This is a genomic window from Thioprofundum lithotrophicum, from assembly GCF_055387065.1.
Window position 1 is genome coordinate 507,995 of record NZ_AP042379.1, and the last position, 21,448, is coordinate 529,442.

A 21,448-nucleotide genomic window follows, 5' to 3' on the forward strand; every position below is an offset into this window, starting at 1 on the left:
CCCTTCATCAGCCGGAACGCACGCCATGACCGAACACCGCGACGACAAGCTGCTGCATGCCTACAACACCATGCGCGAGGCCCTGAAGAAGGCCTGGCACGAGGCGGAGGAAAAGACCGCCGAAACCCTGAAGGAGGCCCTGGAGAAGGCCGAGGAAAAGGCCAGCGAACTGGGCGAGCTGACCCGCGAGGAAATCGACAAGCTCAGTGACTGGCTGCGCCGCGACCTGCGCGAAGCCGCCGAAGCCTGGGAAAGGAACAAGGAAGACCTGGCCGCCTGGTGGGAAATGGACAAGGATCTCATCGAAGCCCAGCTCCTCGACTGGGTGGCCAAAGTGGCCGACCCCACGATGGTGCAATGGGAACTGCTGCGCGAACAGGCCCGCTTCGGCGAATGGCACACCGGCGAGATCACCGGCCCCGGCGTCCTCGTCTGCCGCAACTGCGGCGAAAAGCTCACCTTCGAAAAACCCGGCCACATCCCCCCCTGCCCCAAGTGCCACGGGACGGTGTTCGACAAGGTGTACGAATAGCCTCCCCCTCCTGGTTGCCAACTCCCCGCAGGGTTGCGCCTCCAGCCCTTGTTTTTGTCGGCTCCGCTGCGCCTGAGCCGGCCTGCCTCGATTCCCCGCTACCCGCTTCCACACACCCCACAGACGTTCCCTGTCTCACAGCCGGGCCATGAAACCCACCCCCCTGCCCGGCCCGCCGTCCTTGTGTTCCGCTTCGCGCCGCAACAGCTCGAACACCATACCCGGGCCTGCCTTCTCGCCGGTGACCCGCAACTGCCTTGCCAGATTGGCAAAATCACCCGGGGTGAGATTGCGCAGGCCTCCGAGACGTGAGCGCCAGCGGCGTTCACCGCCGTCACGACGAAGTGCCGCCGGCGTCACCAGCTGGCGGAAAAGCCGCCACGCCTGCTCCGGTTTCAGCCAGTCGAAACGTACCTTGAAATCGAAACGGCGCAACGAAGCGGCATCGAGCACATCCACCAGATTGGTCGAGACGATGAAAATCCCGTCGAAGCTTTCCATCCGGGTCAGCATTTCGTTGACCATGGTCACTTCCCACGCATGCCAGGCACCTCGCCGGTCACGCAGAAAACTGTCGGCTTCGTCTACCAGAAGAATTGCACCCTCGTTCCGGGCCGCCTCGAACATTTCGGCAATGGCCGCTTCGGTCATGCCCACGTAGGGACCGAGCAGGTCCGAGGCACGCCGCACCAGCAGAGGCCGGTCGAGACGCTGAGCCAGGTGCCGGGCGAAACCGGTCTTGCCGGTGCCTGGCGGCCCGTAGAGACACAGCCGGGCATCGGGCACCCGCTTCAGCCCCTCGAGAAGCGTCGGCAGTTTCTGATCGGTGTTGAGCACATCGAGCCGATAGGGAATCCGTCCTTCCCCTTCAGGCGCAAGCCGCAGTTCGTGGCCCATGGCCTTGAGCGTGTTGCCCAGAATCCGCTCCAGTTGCCGCTCAACCTGTTTCCCGCCACGTCGGCGATCCCGTATCGTTTCGACCACCCGAGCAGCCCGGCTGACCAGGGCTGGCACCATGTCCGGCACATCCGCCATGCGCTCCAGCCATTCATCACTCACACCTAGGTGGGCAAGATGCTCGGCCAGGATGTTCCGGCGCGTGCTGCGGGGCGGCGCATCGATTTTCAGCACATAGTCGAAACGCCGCAGATAGGCCGCATCCATCTGTTCGATGGCGTTGCTGATCCAGATCGTGGGCACGGGATTGCTCTCCAGCAACTCGTTGACCCAACCCTTGCTGAGCCGGTGGCGATCGGGGATCACCGATTCCGGGAACACGTCCTCGATTTCATCGAAGAGCACCACGGCGCCCTTGCGACGGGAAAGAATGCACTGGGTCAGCCGGTAGGCGCCGAAGCGGTGCATGCCCCGCAGGGAGTCGCCCTCACGGTCAACCACACTGATCTCGTGCAGATCCAGACCAAGCGCTTCACACAGCGTGCGGGCCAGTTCCGTCTTGCCTACTCCCGGCGGACCATGGAGCAGTACATTCACTCCCGCCCGTTGACTGGTCACGACCGCCTTCATGTAGCGCCGCAACAGACGCCAGTCCTCGCCCAGATGCCGGAAGTCTTCCTCTGTCAGCGTCGCCGGCTTCGCGGGTCGGAAGAATTCCTGCATCATGTGGCCAATGTCGGGCTGGATTTCCACCAGAATGTCCGCCAGGCCATCCATCAGTTCCAGTTTCCGGATCAGATGCCCCGCCCCCTTGCGGCGGATCTGCAGAATGCCGGAACGGGGCATCGGGCTATCCGGCGACAGGGCCTTGCGAATCGCCGGACGGGGGATATCGAGGATCACCGACAGGACCCGCACGACATCCGAACTGTTCAGGGTGCCCAGCGCATCGGATATCTCCTCCAGCGGGGGATGGGAATGAAGGATTGTGGCAAAGCCGAGGATCTCCAGATCCACCGCCTCGAGGCCCACCAGTTGCCCCAGGCGATCCAGATTGTTGCGCAATTCCCCGCCAATGCTCGGGCGCTCCCGTTCATAACCTTCGTGGCGCTCCCGGAAAAACCGCAGCACGTCCTCCCGTGGCGTGTCATCGTCGTAGCCCGGGACATGCAGATCGAGCAGCCGGGCCATGCTGCCCTGATCCCCCATCAGAAAGAGACGGTAGTGTTCCCGCATCCCCAGCTTCTGCAACATCCGAAAGGCCCACAGACTGGCCACGGGCAGGGCGGAATCCGGCATGCTGGCCCCACTGGCTGCCTCTTCGAGCAAATCATCGAGATTCATCACGACCTCCTTCACGCTTCCCCTCCAATCGACAGGGAATGAGGGTACATGCCTTCTGCGACAATTTCTGTCGCACGAAGGCAGTCTTGTTGACACAATTGTTTTGTGTATTATTTCTCTCAAGTTGCGACAAAAACTGTCGCTGAATCGTGATGCACTTGCAGGACACAGCGCCTGCCGGGAAAAGGGAAACACATGACCACCGCCACCGAACGCCGAATGAAGCTTCTCAACTTCATTCCGTCCCGCCGTGACGGCGGTATCACCGTTCCCCGCCTGGCGAGACTGCTTGCGGAAGAGGAAATCGACACCACACTCCGCACCCTGCAACGGGATCTGGAAATCCTCAGTCGCCACTACCCCCTCGTCTGCGACAATCAGGCCAAGCCCTACAAATGGTACTGGGACTCTGACGAATTCCTGCCCGTGCCAGCCATGGGCCCGTTCACGGCTCTCACCTTCCAGCTCGCCGAACGGATTCTCAGGCCCCTTCTGCCGGCCCAGGCCCTCGAACATCTGCAGCCCAGCTTCAACACCGCCCGCAAACTGCTCGAGCGGCGGGCCCGGCAGAAGGCCCATCGCTGGCTGCACAAGGTTCGCATCGTGCCTCGCTGCCTGCGTATGGAACCCGCTCCCCTCGCAGAAGGCGTGTACGACACCCTTACCTCCGCGCTGTACGACGATCAGCAAGTGGAGCTGTGCTATCTGGCCGCATCCAGCCAGACCGGCGAACCCCGCACCTATGCCGTCCATCCCTATGCGCTGCTGCACCGTGATGCCACTACCGAACTGGTGGGCCGCATCGAGGGCGACGGCAAGATCCGTCGCTGGCTTCTGCATCGCATTCGGCACGCCCGACTGCTCGGTCTGCCGGCCATGCGGTCCCCGGACTTCGATCTGGACGACTACATCCACCGCACCCTGGCCTACCCGCTCAGTGGCGAGGAAATCACCCTGCGCGCCTGGATTGCCGACGATCTGCTGGCCCTCAATCACGTACGGGAAACCCGGCTCTCGACAGATCAGATCCTCGAACGCACCACCGACGGCTGGCTGCTCACGGCACGCTTGCGCGAAAGCATCGAACTGAAATGGTGGATCCTCGGTCTCGGTGAACGAATCCGCATCCTCGAACCCGAATCATTGCGCGAGGAAATCCGCCGCACCCTGACCGCTGCCGTTCGTTTGTACGAATCCGACCAATCTCCCACCGGGGACACCCCCTCATGATGCACCTGCATACCGGCAACCGCCTTGAGACCCTCGCCGATGCCCTCATCGACGCGGAACAGACCGCCGAACTGCCCCCCCTGGCGCCCCGCACCCTGATCTGCGAAAGCCCCGGCCTCTGGCGCTGGCTGCGCCAGCGTTTCTGCCTGCGCACCGGTATCGCCTGTCTGCTCGACACCCGCCTGCCTGCCGGCTGGTTATGGGCCCAGGCCCGACGCAGCCTGGAACTGCCCCCCGGAGACGACCCGCTGGACAGGACGCACCTGCACTGGCGCGTGTTTGCCGTGCTCGAACCCGGCAACGCCTTCTGGTCGGACGACGCCACCCGCCCCCTCGCCACCTATCTTGCCGACGATCATGACAGCCTGAAGCGCTGGCAGCTCTCCGGTCGCATCGCCGACGTGTTCGATCGCTACCAGTATTACCGCCCGAACCTGATCCGGGACTGGAATGCCGGCAGGGAAAGTACTGCCGATGGCTGGCAGGCACGCCTCTGGCGTCACCTGACCGACGGTCTGGACAATCACCGCATCGCCCTCATGGATCGCTTTCTGGCCGAGCTGGCCGGCGGCAGGGTGCCGCATCTGCCCCCCCGCCTCGACCTGTTCGCCATCCACAATCCGGCACCGCTTCTGTTGGAGGCCTTCGTTGCCATCGCCAGGCACATTCCCGTCCACCTGTGGCTCCTGTCGCCCACACCGGAATACTGGGCGGATCTCGAATCTCCCCGGGAAGCCGCGCGCCGTCGCCGCGAGTCGCCGACGCCCGACGACCTCACCCTGTGGAACAGCGAAAGCGGCAACCCGTTGCTCACCCAGTGGGGCCGGCAGGGACAGGCACTGCAGGATCTGCTGCTGGACGAGGGCATCCCCCTGCAGGAAGACGACTCCCATTTCCGGGAACCGGACGGCAACAGCCTCCTGCACCGCCTCCAGGCCGACATTTTCCGGGCCGTGGACGAACCTGCGCCACCGGAACCCCTCGATGCAGAGCCCGACCCGCCCAGCATCCAGTTTCACGTCTGCCACGGTCCCCTGCGCGAGGTCCAGGTCCTGCACGACACCCTGCTGCACCTGCTGAATGCGGATCCCGACCTGCAGCCCGAGGACATCCTGGTCCTGGTGCCGGAAATCAGCCGTTACGCCCCGGCAATTGAAGCCACCTTCGGCGTCGCACGCGGCAGCAACGCCCTGCCGTTCAATCTCTCGGACGTGGTCCGCAGCGAGGAGCATCCCCTGATCCGCGCCTTCCTCGACCTGCTGCAACTGCCGGAAAGCCGCTTCACGCGCGCCGAACTGCTGAGTCTGCTCCGCATCCCTGAGCTGCGCCGGCGTTTCGGGCTCGACGCCGACGACATCGGCGAACTGGCCGATCTGTTCGAACGGCTTCGGATCTGCTGGGGACTCGACGGCAAGCAGAAAACCGCGCTTGGCCTGCCCGCCATCGACGACAACACCTGGCACCAGGGCTTCCAGCGCGCCATGGCCGGCTATGCCACGGGCAGCGATGCGCTGTTCGACACCGAGCCACCCATCGCGCCCCTGGAGCGGCTCACGGCCAAATCGGTCCAGCCCCTGGCCCGCCTCCTCGACCTGCTCGACACCCTGCGGCGCTGGGCCGGCGAACTTCAGGCGCCGGCCCTGCCCGCGGCCTGGGCCGAACGCCTGAACCGCCTGCTCGATGCCCTGTTCCTGCCGCAGGACGAAGAGGGCCGGCTGGCACACATACGGCAAACCCTGGGTGAACTGGCCCGCGCCGAGACCGGTGAAGCGGTCGTCTCCCTGGCCGTGATTCGCCACTGGCTGACCGGTGAACTCGGCGAAGACCGGGAACAGGGGCGCCTCTACAGCGGCGGCATCACCTTCTGCGGCATGAAACCGCTGCGAGGCGTGCCGTTTCGGGTGATCTGCCTGCTTGGCATGCAGGAAACCGCCTTTCCCCGTCGCCGCCGCGATACCGAATTCGATCGCATGCGCAACAACTGGCGCCACGGCGACCCGGATCCGGTGCTGGAGGATCGCTACCTGTTCCTGGAAACGCTGCTGGCCTGTCGGGAACGGCTGATCATCAGCTACACGGGACGCGACGCGCGCAGCAATGAACCGCTGCAACCCTCCGTGGTGGTTCAGGAACTGCTGGACCATCTGGACGCGCGCTACCGGCTCGGCTCCGAACCGCCTTCCAAAGCCCTCACCCGCATCCATCCCCTGCAGCCCTTTGGCCCCGCCAACTTCCGGCCACCGATGACAAACAGCGCCAGCGGACTCCACCTCGGCCCCGGCTTCAACAGCCACTGGCTCGCCATGGCCCGGGCCATTGTCGAACACCGTCCAGCCGAACGGCGTTCCGGCTGGCCCGCGGCCAGCCTGCCCCAACCCGAGCAGGAAGATCATCGGATCACGCCCCAGGAACTGGCGCGCTTCTTCAAGGACCCGGTCAAACAGTTCGTGCAGACTCGCCTGCGCGTTTTCAAGCCGGAAGATGCCGCGCTGGTGGAAGAAGAGCCCTTCGATCTCGATCACCTTGAGAAATGGACCATCCGCGACCTGCTGCTCGACAACTGGCTGCAGGGGGGCAATGCACAAGAGGGACGACACCGGGTACGCGCCCATGGCCTGCTGCCCCACGGCGCTGCCGGAGAGAAACTGCTCGACGCCATCGAGGCCGAAATCAAGGACATGGCCGCTCGCGCCACCAAGCACGACATCGAACCGCCATTGCGAAAGCGTCCACTGGATATCGATCTGCCACTGACCGTGGACGGGCAGCGCTGGCATCTGAGCGGCCGCCTGGAACTCTGCCACGAAGATCACGGCCTGCTGCACATCAGCGCCAGCAAGTACAAACCCCGCAACCTCCTGACATTGTGGATCGAACACCTCTGCCACCACGCGACCGGACATGAACCCGCCAGGTCCCTGTTCATCGGTCAGGACAAAAATGCCCTCTTCCACCCGTTGGACGACAACGTGGCCAGGGAACACCTCGCCACGCTGATCGCATGGTTGCAAAAGGGCATGAAAAGGCCCCTACCCCTACCGCCCCGGAGCACCGACGCATTTGCGACATCAAACAAACTGAAAAATACCGAAAGCACCTGGAAAACCAATCAGAATTCAACGGGCTATGAAGACGATTTCTTCATTCGCCTGGCGCTGCGCCATCACCGCTGGCAACCCGACTGCGACGAAAAGTTTGTCGAGGCCGCCACCACCATCTTCCAGCCGATGATGGACAACCTGAAACAGAAGGAAGACACATGAGCCGCAAAACCGCCGAGGCGCTGGACGACATCACCGCGCCGGCCACCGGCCACACCCACCTCATCGAAGCCAACGCCGGCACCGGCAAGACCTACGCCATCGCCAACCTGTTCCTGCGCTTCGTCCTGGAAGGCCTCCGCGTGCGTGAACTGCTCGTGGTCACCTTCACCCGCGCCGCCACCGACGAACTGCGCGGGCGGATCCGCAAGCGACTGACCGAGGCACGCACCCTGCTCGAAACCGGCAAGACCGAAGAGAACACCGATGCGTATTTCGCCAGCCTCCCCCAACGCCACCCGGAAGGCGAAGCCCGGAAACAGGCCATGCGCCACCTTGAACTAGCCATCCTGGAGATCAGCGAAGCGCCCATCCACACCATCCACGGCTTCTGCCAGCAGGCCCTGACCGACTGGGCCTTCGGCAGCGGCCAGGCCTTCGATCTGGAACAGGCCGACGACAGCGAGCTGACCACGCGGGCCCTGCGGGACTGGTGGCGACGACAGACCTATACGTTGGACTTGCCGGAACGCGACCTTCTGCAATGCGTTTTACCCAACTTCGACCGCCTCAGAAAACACCTTGCGCATTTGCTTTCTGCAAAGCAACCCGAACTTGCTCCATCACCAGACCCCAGAGCAACGGAAACCATCCTCCAAGCCCTCGAACAACTGGCAGACGCATGGCGACAGGAGCATCAGGAGATTCGCGCACTGCTGCTGGACAAGGACACCCCTCTGAACAGGCATAGCCATCGCATTGCCACCCTGAAAAAACACCTTGATCTCCTTGATACCTGCCTGCTGGGCGACGCAATCCGGCTGCCATCCGAAGACACCCTGAACAGGCTGTCCAGGCGCAATTTCAAGTTCAAGGGAAAACCGGATGCAGTCACACTGGAACGCTTCGACCTCCCCGCGCTGCATCACACGGCAAACTTGCTGGACGTACTGCGCAGTCAACGCCCCCGATATCTATCCTCGCTGCTCGCCGATGCCGCGGATTTCGTGCGCCAACAGGTCACCCAGGCCAAGCAACGCCTGGGGAAAATCAGCTTCGACGACATGATCGAACGCCTGCACCACGCCCTGCATGAAGGCGAAAGCGCCGGACAGCTGGCGAAAGACCTGGCTCGCCAGTATCCGGTCATCCTGGTGGACGAATTCCAGGACACCGACGCCCTGCAATACGCCATCTTTCGCCGCATCCATCAGGCCGCCGAGGATCACACCCTGATCCTCATCGGCGACCCCAAGCAGGCCATCTACGCCTTTCGCGGCGGCGACATATTCACCTACATGCAGGCCAGCCGCGAGGCGGACCGGCACTGGTCGCTGACCACCAACTGGCGCTCCACGCCGGAAATGATTGACGCAATCAATAACCTGTTTTCCGGCAACAATCCCTTTGCCTACAAGGACATCCCCTACAGCGATTCCCACACTCCGCCCGACTGCAAGGCCCGTTCCCTGATAGTGGACGGAAAAATGTATCCAGCCCTGCGAGTAGAGGATCTTCCTCCCAACAACAACGGAAAATCATACAACAAGAAAGACGGCACCACACGGGTATGTGAATCCGTCGCCGGCCACATCGCCTGGCTTCTGCAACCGGGCCGGGCCAGCCTCGACGGCCGTCCGCTGCAGCCTGGCGATATTGCCATCCTCGCCATCACGAATGAACAGGGCGCCGCCGTGCGCGAGGCCCTGCACGAACGGGGCGTGCGTGCCGTCAGCGCCGGGCGCAACAGCATCTGGGAAACGCCCGAGGCCGAAAGCCTGCGCCTGTTGCTGGAAGCCGCCCTGCTGCCCCGGGAGCGCGGCCTGCTGCGCCAGGCCCTGGCCTGCGACCTGCTGGCCCTGCGCTACGAGGAACTCGACGCCCTGTTCTCCGATCTCGAGCGCTGGGGCGCCTGGGCCGATCTGCTCACCGAAACCGGCAGGCGCTGGCAGGAACACGGCTTCATGTCCGGTTTCCAGCACCTGCTGCACGGCCTTGGCGAGGTACTCGCCGAAGCCGCCTGGCTCGACCGCCAGTCCGATCCCGAACGCAGCCTCACCAACCTGCTGCACCTTGCCGAACTGCTGCAAACCGCCAGCCGGGAACATCCCGGTGGCGAACGCCTGCTGGCCTGGATGAAGGCGCAGCAGAAGTCCACGCAGGAGGATGAAGAGCGCCAACTGCGCCTGGAAAGCGACGCCAACCTGGTAAAGATCCTCACCATTCACAAGAGCAAGGGCCTGCAGTTCCCGGTGGTGTTCTTGCCCTGGCTGTGGAGTGGAAAGGAACCAACCAAGGCCACCGGCTCGGTCCAGTGGCACGAACCCGAGGACGAGGGCTTCCGCCATCTCTACGCCCCGACCGGCGACCCACAGGGTGCCATCCTTGCCGATCACGAACGGCTGGCCGAAGCAGTGCGTCTGGCCTACGTGGCCCTGACCCGTGCCGAATCCCACTGTCACCTGTACCTCGGCTCCGCAGGCGAAAATGCCGGCCGCTCCGCCCTGGCCTGGCTGATCTCGGACCAGTCACATGATTTCGCGCAGGAACCCTTCGACCTCGGTGTGGAAAACGTCTCCCCGGAGCGGCTCCGCGGCAGAAAAAATATCGAGATCATCGATCCCCAAACCTGGCCGGACGATCTGCGTCTCCCCGTCAATCCGATCGACAAGGGCACACTCGAACGCAGCGAGCTCAGCCGTAGCATCCGCCAGAACTGGCGAATCGGCTCCTTCTCCGCCATGACCGCCGGCATCCACCAAGCCACACGCGCACCGGCGGCCAGCGGCGCCGAGCGCTTTGCCCTGCGCTACCCGGCCGGTGCCCAGGTGGGCAGTTTTCTCCACACCCTGCTCGAACGGCTCGATCCGGCCCAACCCCTGCGACCGCAAATCGAGGACATGGCGCGCTGGATCTTTGCTGCCCACGGCATCCCCGACGACCCCGTCGCACGCGATCTCGACGGGCTGGCCAACTGGATGGAAGCGGTTCTGCACACGCCGCTGGATGGAGACAAGCTCACGCTCGCCAACCTGTCACCGTCCGGCGTATTGCGCGAACTGGAATTCGACCTCGGTGCCGGACTCATCGAGGCCAGCCGGATCGATGAACTGCTGGCCGGCGACGGCAACCGCCCGCCCCTGGATTTCCGCGCCTTCCAGGGCATGCTCAACGGCATCATCGACCTGGTGTTCGAATACCAGGGGCGCTATTACATCGCCGACTACAAGAGCAACCTCCTCGGCCGCCATCTCGAGGATTACCGGCCCGAACGGCTGCGAGCGGAAATCGACGCCCGCCGCTACGACCTGCAATACCTCCTCTACCTGCTGGCCCTGCACCGGCATCTGAAAAGCCGCCTGCGCGACTACGACTACGACACCCACATGGGCGGTGCCTGGTACCTGTTCCTGCGTGCCATGACCCCGGAGACCGGCCCCCGCTACGGCGTGTTCTTCGAGCGCCCGCCCCGCAACCTCATCGAACGCCTGGACCACGATGTCATCGGTCAACCCGGAGAAACCGCCGCATGAACGTCCTTGACCATATCCGCCTCGCCGAACTCGACCCGCTGGCCCGCCACTTCGCCCGCTTCTGCGCGGAACTGGATCCGAACGCCGGCGACGACGCCCTGTACACCGCCGCCTGGCTGGCCGAACGCAACGTCCACAATGACACCTGCCTGGATCTGCGCCGCCATGCCACCGAGCCCCTGCTGCACCAGGCGCCGCCCGACGACGACACACCGCCTGTCGTGCTTTACACCGCCCCGGCCCTCCCCGCCTGGCAGAAAGCACTGGCCTGCGGTTTCATCGGCGCCCCGGAAACGAACAAGCCCCTCGTGCTGGAAAACCATCGCCTCTACCTGCGCCGCCACTGGCGCGAGGAAATCGCCATCTGCAGGGCGATCGAAGCGCGCATGGTTGCCGTGGACTGCGATCGGCAATGGCTCCGGGAGCGACTGGATGCGCTGCTCCCGACCCGCAGCGAGGAACAGCGCATCAGACAGCTCGGCCAGAAACAGGCCGCCGCCATGGCCCTCACCCGGAAGCTGGCCATCATCACCGGCGGCCCCGGAACCGGCAAGACCACCACCGTCACCCGGGTGCTCGCCCTGCTGCTGGAAAGGCAGCCCGAAACCCGTATCCGGCTCGCCGCCCCCACCGGCAAGGCCGCCGCCCGCCTGGCCGAGAGCATCGACGAACAGATTGCCGGACTCGAAGGACAGGTCGATGCCGACATCCTCGCCCGCATTCCCCGCAAGGCGCAGACCCTGCACCGGCTCCTCGGCTGGCACCCAACCGGTTTCCGCCACAACGCCCACAATCCCCTGCCCGCCGAATGTGTCCTGGTGGACGAAGCCTCCATGATCGACCAGGGCCTCATGGCCAGCCTGATCGACGCCCTCCCCGAAGGCTGCCGCCTGATCCTGCTCGGCGACCGCGACCAGCTCGCCTCGGTGGAAGCCGGCAGCGTGCTCGGCGATCTCACCGGCCACGGCCGCCCCCTGCGCCTCTCGGAAACACGCCATGCCGAACTGGCGGAACTGCTGGGCACAATGCCTGCCACCGCCGCCGCGGCAGACAGCCCGACCATCGCCGACCACATCGCCGTACTCGACTACAGTCACCGCTTCGCCGCCGGCGGCGGCATCGGCCGCCTGGCCGGCGCCGTCAATGCGGGCGACACCGATGCCGTCCGGCAAATCCTCGAAACAGGCGATCCCGAACTGGCATGGATCACCGCCGAAGGCGCCCAGCCAGGCCCGTCCATCATCGACCGGGCCGTTGAGAAATACGCCGCCATTTTCCAGGCGAAACACCCCCGGGCCGCCCTCGACGCCTTCAACCGGGCCCGCGTTCTCACCGCCCTGCGCGTCGGACCCTGGGGCGAAGAGGTCATCGGCGAGCGCATCGCCGAACGCCTGCACCATGCGCACCGGATCCGAAGCCGGGAAAACAGCCCGTACCCCGGTCTGCCCATCCTCGTGCGCCGCAACGATCCCGAAACCGGGCTGTTCAACGGCGACACCGGCATCTTCTGGGAAGACGACAGTGGACAACTCCGCGCCTGGTTCGAAATCGCCGGTGAACTGCGCCCCTTCAGCCCCCACCAGCTTCCCACATGGCAACCAGCGTGGACCCTCACCGTCCACCGCAGCCAGGGCTCCCAGTACGACCATGTTCTGCTGATCCTGCCCCCCGAGGACGCCCCCGTCCTCACCCGCGAACTCCTTTACACCGGCATCACCCGCGCCGCCCGACACTGCACCCTCGTCGCACAACCCGACATTCTCTCCACCGCCGTTGGCAGGCGAACCGTTCGGAATTCGGGGCTGGGGGAGCGTTTAGGGTGGCAATATATGAAGCCAAATGAATAGAGAGAACTTTAATTAGATCAACAACCCATATTTACAGAGAGATTTACGATGACGCTCCTTAACACAAAGCAGTACCAAAATATCACTGCTCGCTGCGCAGAATATCTTTAGGCTCTTCATCAATTCGTGTGGGTCCGTAACGCCTTGGCGGCCTCAGGATAGAGATCCAACCCGCCCAGGTGGAAGTAGATGGCAGCCCGGAATCGCGCCTTGTTGCGGAAGCCCCGGCTACGAACCTTGATGAGTTTGATGCGACTGTTCGTGCTCTCTGCCAGCCCGTTGGAGGCCTTGAGGATAATGGCATTCAGAATCCCCCACAGGTGCGTCTTGACCATTCTGGCAACTTTCTTCACCGGCTCCAGGCGGCTGCGAATGGCCCAGTCATACCAGCGCTTCCAGCCTTTCTCGGCCCAGGTCCGATGCACGTAATGCCACAGGCTCATGCCCTGCTCCTTGATGGCCCAGGCCCGAGCCGTTTTGAGGTTCGCGTTTCGCAAGGTGGAAAAATCTCGCCACTGCTTGCGACTCATGTTCTCGGGGTTGGCCAGCCAGGCGTGCTTGCTGCCCGTGAGAATGGCATTACCCTCGCGAAGCAGCGCCTTGTGCTCCTGGCGGCGCACCTTGTCCACCGCCTCGCCCAGGGCCTTGGCGACATGAAATTTGTCGAAGGCAATCTTCTCCGCCGCACCGGGAATCGCGGCCAGCGTGGCCTGGATGTAGGCCGGCCACATGTCCATGGAAACGCTCTCAATCGCCGCCTTCCGGGTTTCATCCAGCCCCGCGTAAAACGCCTCCAGCGTCTCTTTCTTGCGGTCGTCACCCACGTGAATGACTTCGCCCGTCTCCCGGTCGGTCACGACCGTGACGTAGTCATGCCGTTTGCGAAAAGTGGTCTCGTCCACGCACAAATGGGCATGGCACTTTTCCGCATCACGCCGCCCGAGCCCTCGCTCCACCGCCCGTTGCATGATGCCGTCAATCGCATTCCAGCTCAGACCCAGCTGCCAGCTTACCGCGCTGGGGGCAGCCTCTTTCAGCCAGTCAATGACCAAGGCCTCGAACAGGGCCGTGTAGCGGCTGCCGGACTCGGCCCAGGGAACCTGGATAAGGCAGACACCGTGCTCGGGGCAGGATACACGGGGAACCTCCGCACACAGGACCGTCCGGTATTGACAGGTATCCAGATGACGCCATTTCCGGGTCCGCTTGTCGTAACGAGGGGCGGATTTGCCGCAATGCGGACAGACAAGCTTCGCATCCGGTTCAATCCCCACGTAAACGGTCACTTCCCCCTCGCTCAGGTGCAATTCCACATCCTGCACCTGCCAAGGGCTCTCAATACCCAGAATCCGGGCGTACAGGTCTCGATCTCTCATGAGAAGTACCCTAAGCTACCCATACGAATTGGGGAAGACCCAGCTTTTCATTCCTTCGCGCTGGCTTCCGGGTCGCTGGCCACCAAGCACCACGGTTCCTTCATCCCCTTGTCCTTCACGCAAACCACTGTCGCCACAGGAAATTCGTTGCTGGCCGTCACAAGGGCGTTTCGCAATGTCCGGGCCCGGCCTCCCTTACCTACCCAATCCTGCGCCTTGCACCGTTTACCCTTGGCATTCGTCACGTAATGATTGCCTCGGATACGAATTATTAATCGTCTCAAAATTGTTTTTACGACCCTCCCCGTAGGGCGGCTCAAGCGCAGCGGAGCCGCCATGGCAGGATGACACGCTTTTTGCCGGCTCCGCTGCGCATGAGCCGGCCTACGCCCGCTCCAGACGGTGCCGTTTGCGTCAGCACAATTTTGAGACGTTTAATACATATCCAAAGGCTAGTTCTTCCAACAGCCTCAGAAGTGCACAATCTCCAAACCACCGGTCGGCCTCCCTCGACGTCCGCGGGCTTCACCGTCCGCCAAAGCAGCGGGAGCGCTGCGTCCCTGGCCGGTTATCAGCGACAGCACCAGTGTCGCCTGGGCATCCCGGTCGAATTCCATCCAGTCCATGGCCACATGGATTTTGTTTTGCTCACCAATGACATGCGGCACCCAATATGCAAAATATCGGTCAACGTCTATCCCGCGGTTGCTCAGCAACCGGTCAACCTGCTTGACCGCGTGCTTCGGCGTCAAACCCTTCGCATGGGACAGCCCCTGGCCAATCGCATGGACGGCCAGGGAAGCGCTTTGCAACACCCCCAGCGTCGCGTTCGACAGCGACAAAACTCGCTTCGCGTGTTCGTCTCCTTGCACTAAGCTGTTGATAAAACGTGTAATATCATCAGACTGGAAGACCTTTCTCTTTGCCATGACATGCCCCCATTCTTCTGTTGATAATAGCATGATCTTCTTGGGGATAAATGGCAAGAATGAGGGGATCCCTGAGCCGGGGACGGACTTTTCAAACGCCCGCGGGCACACTGCGGTACCCACAACTCCTCACGAGAGGCGCTCGGAATCGTCCGCTCCCCGGTGCCCCTGGCCAGACCTGCCCTGGCTACCCGGCATGGCCATTACCGGCGATTTCCCTAAGGGCGTCTGTACACGCTCGACAAAACCGCGTCGCCCCTTCCATTTCGGCTCGATAGTGTTCCTGACACAAGGGGCACATGGACCAGCCGCTCTCTTGCAACACATTATTGACTACCCGCGGATCTTCAACAGCAGACCACTTGGCGTCGAGCCGCTTGTTGATATCCTGAACAGCGGTTCCATCACCTGCACTCAAAGCAATATCTAGAACCCCGATTCCGTTTTCGATGCACTGTTTCATCAAGCCATCGAAGTTGCTGCCTACAAACTGCTCCGCATTGAAACCCGGCGCAATGATCCATACATAGTTGGCAATCCGTCGGTTTCTGTAACTGATCGCCTGGGTGAGCGCCGTGTACAACGACTGGGCCGAATTGTCTTTCTTCAGCTCGAAGACCGAACTGCGGATCGCCTTTCCACCCATCAGATTCACCTTGCTCACTGCAAACAAATCGAAGTTCTCGTAGGTGCCACGCGCCCTTCCGGCATTGTTGGCCTTGACGAAGGTCCACTCCAGCCCTTCGTCACTGCAGTGCAATTGCCGCACCGTATCCCGGAACAGGTCCTCGCCTGCAAGCAGTCCTTCAAGCTCCGACTCGGCACCGCCATAGGTAATCACCGAATTTTGCACCACGTACTGCCGGTCCAGAAAGTTGTGATAGTCGTTACCCAGGAACCTTTCAGGGGATCCGATACGCAACCCATTGGCATTATTTGTATTAGTTCAGACCCGATCTGACACCTCACAGTTGAAAAAGTGAGGGTTACCGGTTTTGATGGGGGTGCGAACCCAACCCAATCAAAACACGACGGAGGTAACCCTCATGTTGCATAGTAGCGAACGAATCATCAAACACAAACTCGGCTTGCTGAATCTGGCCGAGGAATTGGGAAACGTCTCTCGAGCCTGCAAGATCATGGGGCTGTCCCGAGATACCTTCTACCGGTATCAGAAAGCGGTCGAGGAAGGCGGAATCGATGCCCTGCTGGAGCCGGACCGTCGGCGCCCGAACCCCAAGAACCGGGTGGCGCCGGAGGTCGAAGAGGCGGTGGTGGCGTATGCCATTGATTTTCCGGCCCATGGCCAGGTCCGAGTCAGCAACGAACTGCGCAAACGGGGGATCTTCGTCTCCCCCACCGGCGTGCGCAGCATCTGGCTGCGCCACGAGCTGGCCAACTTCCGGAGCCGCCTGAAGGCCCTGGAGGCGAAGATGGCCGCCGAAGAAGGGCTGATTCTGACGGAAGCCCAGGTCCAGGCGTTGGAGAAGAAGAAACTCGACGAGGAGAACCACGGCGAGATCGAAACTGCCCATCCCGGCTACCTGGGCTCACAGGATACCTTCTACGTGGGCACCCTCAAGGGGGTAGGCCGTATCTACCAGCAGACCTACGTGGACACCTACGCCAAGGTGGCCCACTGCAAGCTGTACACAACCAAGACGCCGATTACGGCCGCCGACCTGCTGAATGACCGGGTACTGCCCTTCTACGAAGCCCAGGGCCTGCCTGTCCTGCGGGTCCTCACTGACCGGGGTACCGAATACTGCGGCAGGCCCGACACCCATGACTATGAGCTGTTCCTGGCGGTCAATGATATCGACCACACGAAAACCCGGGCCAAATCTCCGCAGACCAACGGGATCTGCGAGCGGTTCCACAAGACCATTCTCCAGGAGTTCTATCAGGTGACCTTCCGGAAGAAACTCTATGAGAATCTGGCATCGCTCCAGGCCGACCTGGATGAATGGCTGGAGTACTACAATACGGAACGAACCCACCAGGGCAAGATGTGTTGTGGGCGTACCCCCATGGCAACGCTGGAGGACGGCAAGAAAATCTGGCAGGAGAAGTTCGTAGGCTGAGCTTGACCTGACAGTCGCCCCCGGAAAAACCGGTAACTGTCAGATCAAGTCTGAACTACTACACATTATTGGTGGTATCCCTGAATGCCCTGACAAAATCATCCATATCCAGATCGATTTCTTCTTCCAGACAAAAGTCCACAAACTCGGTCAGATCCGTATTATATTGTTCGAGCATTTCCCGTCCCGTACCGAGCTCATCGCCAACCATGGCATTCGCCAAAATATCCTTGGCGATCTCCTCACCCCATTCAGCAGGGAAACGGACACCTTGAAGGCGCAAATACCCCACCCCCTGAACTCGTCGATAATAAAGACCAATATCACCCAATTCAGCATAATGCTCTTGCAGCCCGCTGAACCTATTCTGGACAAGATATTCGTGGATAAACTCAACCAACAACGGTGCTGTATCTCGCATCGCTTGTGTTATATTTCTTCCATTGAAATGCACAGGCATCAAATCCCTGACAAATTCGTTACCCTGTCGAACAAACCACATCCACTGTCGAACATCTTGCTCAAGCATCACACGCTCCTAATCTCTTGCATCCAAATGGTGTTCCGATGAAACGGTACGGCACGCTCACCCCAGTGCCTCCGCTTGCATCTTCGCCGTTCCGATCTCACCCAAACGCAGCAGGCACCCGCCCGTGTCCCGGTATACCTCCTCGTGGCAGGTCAGCACCAGCACCTGGTATTTCCGAGCGGCCTGGTAAAGTATCGACTTCATGCGTTCCCGACGTTCCTCGTCGGAGTTTACCAGCGCGTCGTCCAGGATCACCAGGGCCGGGGTGCCCTTCTCGGCCAGCAGGTCGGCGTAGGCCAGCCGGATGAGGATGGCGAGCTGTTCCCGGGTGCCGAGGCTGAGGGTATCGAAGGCTTCCTCGATCCCGTTGCGCCGCAGGCCGGTGAGGGCCATGTTCGTGTCGATGACGGGTTCGGCGTCCGGGATGAGCTGGCGCAGCCAGGGCTGCAGGCGTTCGACGATGGGCCGCGCGACGGCCTGGCGGGCCTCGGCCAGCTTCTGCTCCAGGGTCCGGTAGAGCAGATCCAGCGCCCTGGCTTCGTTGTCGACCAGGCGGTGGCGGATCTTTAGCTGTTCGTATTCGGCTTCCAGGGAATCCACCTCTTCCTGCAGCCCCTGGTGACCGAGGGCGGTGAGTTGGCCGTCCAACTCGATGATCTCGTCCCGGCGCCGGGCGTGTTCCTGCCGGAGGCTTTCCACCACGCGGCGGCGGCGTTCCAGCTCGGCCTCCACCTGCTCAGGGTTTTCGGCGGCCAGCCGGTTGCGTATTTCTTCCAGGCTGCTGTTGGCCTTCTCAATCGCGGCCCGGGCTTCGGCAACGCGGGCGGAGAGGCGCTGGTCGTCTTCCCTTTCCCGTTCGGCCTGCAGGCGAGTGGCCAGCCGCTCTCGCTCCTGGGTGAGTGCCTGGGCTTCGCCTCGGGCTTCGGCCAGCCGTTCCGCCAGGTGCCGGACGGCGACACTGTCCTGTTCACGGCGGGCGGATCGTTCCTGCCATTTCGCCTCCGCTTCTCGCCGTTTCGCTTCCAGCTCCTTGACTGACGCCTGCGGGATGTCGGCGCCTTCGAGTTGCCGGGACAGAGCATCGCGCCGGGCCTGCAGGGTGTTCACGGCATCTTCAAGAGCCGGGAGCCCCTGGGGTGCGAGCATCCGGATCCGGGTCTCCAGGTCACCTGCCTCCCGTTCCAGCACGGTAGCCTGGTTCAGGCGCGCCTCGGCCTCCTGCAGGTCGGCCACCCCGACCTCGGCCAGCAACTGGCGGAGGTGGGCCTCGGCCTGCTCATGCTGCCGGCGCAACTCGGCCAGCTCGCCGCCACCGGGCGTGATGGTGATGGTGCCGGCACCGGCAATCGCCAGTTCGGTCGGGTGCACCAGGCGGGATTCGCCCTCCCCGCGCAGGAGTTCGCCTTCGAGCCGGATTTCCACCTCGCCGTCCAGGCGATAGTCGATGGCTGTGGCCACCGAATCGAGGCGTGCGGCCGCCATGTCCCGCTCCCGTTCCTGCTGGCGCAGGGTCTTGACGACGTCGGCGTTCACCGCGATGGCTTCCCGTTCCGCGAGGCAGCGGCGGCGCCGCGCGTCGGCCTCGCGGGCCTCGGCCAGGGCCTGCTTCCGCTCGGCCAGTTCGGCTTCGTGCCGTGCATGCTCCTCGGCGGCCCTGGCAAGCTGCAGGGTCTGGTCCAGCCTTTCCCGCTCGGCCTGCAGTGCGTCCAGTTCCCTTTCCAGCGCTTCCAGCGCCGCCTGGCGCGGGGCCAGCTCGGTCTCCAGCACCTCGATGGCCGCCGACTGGCGCGCCTCTTCCTCCTTGCGGGCAGCCAGGTCGGCAATCAAGGCATCGCGATCCTTCTGCGCACGCTGCGCCTGTTCGTGCTGCATCCTGGCGGCTTCGCTCTCTGCTTCCTTCCGGGTCAGTTCCTCGCGCAGGGTGGCCAGGCGCTGCGCGGCCGCCTCCGCGCCGGCGCGTTCGGCGAGGGCCTTCTCCAGCACCCCCTCCCGCTCGAAGCGTTCCTGTTCCGCCTTCAGCCGGCCGAGGCGCGCCGTTTTCTCCTCGTAGGCTTGAAGCGCGGCGCGTTTTTCCAGCAGGCGCGCTTCGCTTTCAGCCAGTGCCTTTTCCAGCCTGGCGTATTCTCCCGTGGGCCGGCCTTCCTTTGGCGTGAAATACGCATTTCGCCGTTCGGCAATTCGCGCGAACAGGGCGTCGCCCCGGTCGCCGCCCAGCATTTCCTGCATCTGCGAATCGAACACCGACTCGATGCGGTTGCGGGCCATGCCTTCGGGCTTCACCTCCTGCCAGGCGCTGCCCTGTTCCACCCACAGGAGGCCGGCCAGCCCCTGGTGTTCCGGCTTGCTCGGCCCCTTGCCCGGGTACTCGAAACCCAGCAGTTCGGCGAGCCGTTCTTCCGCCTCCGGGCCTTCCCAGCGCCGGCCGGTGGCGGTGTCTTCGAGTACGGCCTTGCCATCCTTTCGTTTCGAGAACACCTTTTCCAGACGGTATTCGACGTTCTCGAGGTCGAATACCAGACGCACACGGGGACTGCCACCGCCCAGGTGTGGCGCGTGCCGTTCGCCCGCCGTGCCCTTGTAGCGATCGAAAAGGACCGAGCGGACGGCCTGCAGGAGGGTGGACTTGCCGGCCTCGTTGCGCCCGGCGATCACATTGAGATCCGGTGCCAGTTCGCCCACCGTGACCGGTTCGCGAAACTGGCGGAAGTTCTCGACCTCGATGGTACGGATGCAGAAACGGCTCATGACTTCAGCGCCTCGTGTTCACGATACAGGATCTGCAGGGCACGGGCGGCAGTCTCCCGTTCAGGGCTGTCGGGCGCATCGGCCATCGCCAGCAGCGTGGTGAGCGCCTCGCGAACGTAGCCTGTCACCGCCATGTCGGCGATGTCGTCGTCGCTGGGCCGGGCATGCAGATCCGTATCGTCCAATCGCAGCACATGCAGCCGGGCCTGCCAGTCGGCAAGGCAGGCATCCAGATCCGAGCGGGTGGCGAAATCCGTGTCTCCCCGCAGGCGCAGGTTCACCACCAGCCGTTCCGGCTCGCCGTCAGCCAGCTCGGCCAGGCGATGGTTCAGGACGGAGACGCTCTCCGACCCGCCGATGTCGAAATCCAGCTCCCGCCAGCGGTAGCGACCGATAGGGAACCGTTCCACCGCAGGCGACCGCCCTTCCTCCAGGGTGACGATCAGCACGTTGCCGGGATCGTTGCCCCTGAACCGGTCCTGTTCGGGCGTACCCGAATACCAGGTGCGCGGGGCCACCTCCAGGGTGCCGTGCCAGTCACCGAGCGCCAGGTAGTCCAGGCGGGCGGTTTCCGCACGGGTGTCCGCAATCGGGTTCATGGCCTCGGCCGCTTCGGGAAGGCGGTTGGTGATGGAGCCATGGGCCAGACCAATGCGGAATGCACCCGATGGCGTTTCAGCCTCGTCGAACCATTCGGTAAGATCTCCCACTTCATGACGCCGCTGCAGCGGCGCTGCAAGCACGGCCGCACGGCCATCGCACAGTTCGATGATGCCGGGTTGATCTGCAAGGATCACGTTCTTCGGCACCGCGCCCATCCTGCGCAGGCGATGCCACGCACTTTGCTCCTCCCCGCTGTCGTGGTTACCGGGCAGCAGCACCCACGGGCCGTCGAAGGATTCGAGGGCATGCATGGCCCGGCGCAGGGTCTCGTCGGCAACGGCATTGGCGTCGAAGACGTCGCCGGCCACCAGCACGAAATCGACGTTCCGTTCCCGCGCCAGCTCCGCGATGCGCTTCACGGTCTCCAGCCGTTGCAGACGCAGTGCCGCGGCGGCATCGCCCTCCGCGAGGGTGCCGAACTGCCGGCCAATCTGCCAGTCCGCTGTGTGAAGGAAATGCAGTTTCTGTGTCATGTCTGT

At 63.0% G+C, this 21,448-nt stretch carries 13 protein-coding genes; 6 read left to right on the forward strand and 7 right to left on the reverse strand.

Annotated features, from left to right (window positions below):
• Nucleotides 1-25: 25 nt before the first annotated feature.
• Entirely contained in the window at nt 26-532 is a 507-nt protein-coding gene (locus tag ACZ5BH_RS02355) for a zinc ribbon-containing protein (protein ID WP_464890319.1), read from the forward strand.
• A 135-nt stretch (nt 533-667) separates the two neighbouring features.
• Here ACZ5BH_RS02355 and ACZ5BH_RS02360 read toward each other — a convergent pair whose 3' ends face one another.
• Nucleotides 668-2,620 carry an AAA family ATPase gene (locus tag ACZ5BH_RS02360; protein ID WP_464890320.1) on the reverse strand — a complete coding sequence of 651 codons (1,953 nt, stop codon included), beginning with the start codon at nt 2,618-2,620 and terminating at the stop codon, nt 668-670.
• A 348-nt stretch (nt 2,621-2,968) separates the two neighbouring features.
• Between ACZ5BH_RS02360 and ACZ5BH_RS02365 the strand changes: the two genes are divergently transcribed.
• From ACZ5BH_RS02365 to recD, 4 genes are read left to right on the forward strand one after another with little or no spacing between them, the layout of a single operon-like run.
• Nucleotides 2,969-4,003, forward strand: a complete 1,035-nt coding sequence (locus ACZ5BH_RS02365) for a helix-turn-helix transcriptional regulator (protein ID WP_464890321.1) — start codon at nt 2,969-2,971, stop codon at nt 4,001-4,003.
• Nucleotides 4,000-7,266 carry an exodeoxyribonuclease V subunit gamma gene (gene recC, locus ACZ5BH_RS02370; RefSeq protein WP_464890322.1) on the forward strand — a complete coding sequence of 1,089 codons (3,267 nt, stop codon included), beginning with the start codon at nt 4,000-4,002 and terminating at the stop codon, nt 7,264-7,266. The genes ACZ5BH_RS02365 and recC overlap by 4 nt, the downstream gene beginning before the upstream one ends.
• Nucleotides 7,263-10,796 carry an exodeoxyribonuclease V subunit beta gene (recB, locus tag ACZ5BH_RS02375; RefSeq protein WP_464890323.1) on the forward strand — a complete coding sequence of 1,178 codons (3,534 nt, stop codon included), beginning with the start codon at nt 7,263-7,265 and terminating at the stop codon, nt 10,794-10,796. The genes recC and recB overlap by 4 nt, the downstream gene beginning before the upstream one ends.
• Complete coding sequence (gene recD / locus ACZ5BH_RS02380; protein WP_464890324.1) at nt 10,793-12,643, forward strand: exodeoxyribonuclease V subunit alpha; 1,851 nt, start codon at nt 10,793-10,795, stop codon at nt 12,641-12,643. The genes recB and recD overlap by 4 nt, the downstream gene beginning before the upstream one ends.
• 119 nt (nt 12,644-12,762) lie before the next feature.
• Here recD and ACZ5BH_RS02385 read toward each other — a convergent pair whose 3' ends face one another.
• From ACZ5BH_RS02385 to ACZ5BH_RS02395, 3 genes are all read right to left on the reverse strand, one after another.
• A complete protein-coding gene (locus tag ACZ5BH_RS02385) occupies nt 12,763-14,019 on the reverse strand; it encodes an ISL3 family transposase (protein ID WP_464890325.1) in 1,257 nt (418 codons plus the stop codon).
• Between the two features lie 470 nt (nt 14,020-14,489).
• Nucleotides 14,490-15,005, reverse strand: a complete 516-nt coding sequence (locus ACZ5BH_RS02390; RefSeq protein WP_464890326.1) for a hypothetical protein — start codon at nt 15,003-15,005, stop codon at nt 14,490-14,492.
• A 130-nt stretch (nt 15,006-15,135) separates the two neighbouring features.
• On the reverse strand, nt 15,136-15,789 hold the full coding sequence (locus ACZ5BH_RS02395; RefSeq protein WP_464890327.1) for a hypothetical protein: 654 nt from the start codon (nt 15,787-15,789) through the stop codon (nt 15,136-15,138).
• Between the two features lie 205 nt (nt 15,790-15,994).
• Here ACZ5BH_RS02395 and ACZ5BH_RS02400 point away from each other — a divergent pair, with 205 nt between their 5' ends.
• Nucleotides 15,995-17,032, forward strand: coding sequence for an IS481 family transposase (locus tag ACZ5BH_RS02400; protein ID WP_464889278.1), 1,038 nt, complete (start codon nt 15,995-15,997; stop codon nt 17,030-17,032).
• 58 nt (nt 17,033-17,090) lie between these two features.
• Here ACZ5BH_RS02400 and ACZ5BH_RS02405 read toward each other — a convergent pair whose 3' ends face one another.
• Genes ACZ5BH_RS02405 through ACZ5BH_RS02415 form a run of 3 tightly spaced genes read right to left on the reverse strand, consistent with a single transcriptional unit; the run spans nt 17,091 to nt 21,442 of the window.
• The gene (locus ACZ5BH_RS02405) at nt 17,091-17,561 is read right to left on the reverse strand and encodes a hypothetical protein (protein ID WP_464890328.1); all 471 of its coding nucleotides are present in this window, start codon (nt 17,559-17,561) and stop codon (nt 17,091-17,093) included.
• 57 nt (nt 17,562-17,618) lie between these two features.
• Entirely contained in the window at nt 17,619-20,306 is a 2,688-nt protein-coding gene (locus tag ACZ5BH_RS02410; RefSeq protein WP_464890329.1) for an AAA family ATPase, read from the reverse strand.
• Nucleotides 20,303-21,442: a metallophosphoesterase family protein gene (locus ACZ5BH_RS02415; protein WP_464890330.1), complete on the reverse strand. Its 1,140-nt coding sequence runs from the start codon at nt 21,440-21,442 to the stop codon at nt 20,303-20,305. Before ACZ5BH_RS02415 ends, ACZ5BH_RS02410 begins: the two co-directional genes overlap by 4 nt.
• Nucleotides 21,443-21,448: the final 6 nt, after the last annotated feature.

Coding starts and splice junctions, on each gene's coding strand:
- ACZ5BH_RS02355 (WP_464890319.1), top strand. CDS start 26: ATGACCGAACACCGCGACGACAAGCTGCTGCATGCCTACAACACCATG.
- ACZ5BH_RS02360 (WP_464890320.1), bottom strand. CDS start 2,620: ATGGCCCGGCTGCTCGATCTGCATGTCCCGGGCTACGACGATGACACG.
- ACZ5BH_RS02365 (WP_464890321.1), top strand. CDS start 2,969: ATGACCACCGCCACCGAACGCCGAATGAAGCTTCTCAACTTCATTCCG.
- recC (WP_464890322.1), top strand. CDS start 4,000: ATGATGCACCTGCATACCGGCAACCGCCTTGAGACCCTCGCCGATGCC.
- recB (WP_464890323.1), top strand. CDS start 7,263: ATGAGCCGCAAAACCGCCGAGGCGCTGGACGACATCACCGCGCCGGCC.
- recD (WP_464890324.1), top strand. CDS start 10,793: ATGAACGTCCTTGACCATATCCGCCTCGCCGAACTCGACCCGCTGGCC.
- ACZ5BH_RS02385 (WP_464890325.1), bottom strand. CDS start 14,019: ATGAGAGATCGAGACCTGTACGCCCGGATTCTGGGTATTGAGAGCCCT.
- ACZ5BH_RS02400 (WP_464889278.1), top strand. CDS start 15,995: ATGTTGCATAGTAGCGAACGAATCATCAAACACAAACTCGGCTTGCTG.
- ACZ5BH_RS02405 (WP_464890328.1), bottom strand. CDS start 17,561: ATGCTTGAGCAAGATGTTCGACAGTGGATGTGGTTTGTTCGACAGGGT.
- ACZ5BH_RS02410 (WP_464890329.1), bottom strand. CDS start 20,306: ATGAGCCGTTTCTGCATCCGTACCATCGAGGTCGAGAACTTCCGCCAG.
- ACZ5BH_RS02415 (WP_464890330.1), bottom strand. CDS start 21,442: ATGACACAGAAACTGCATTTCCTTCACACAGCGGACTGGCAGATTGGC.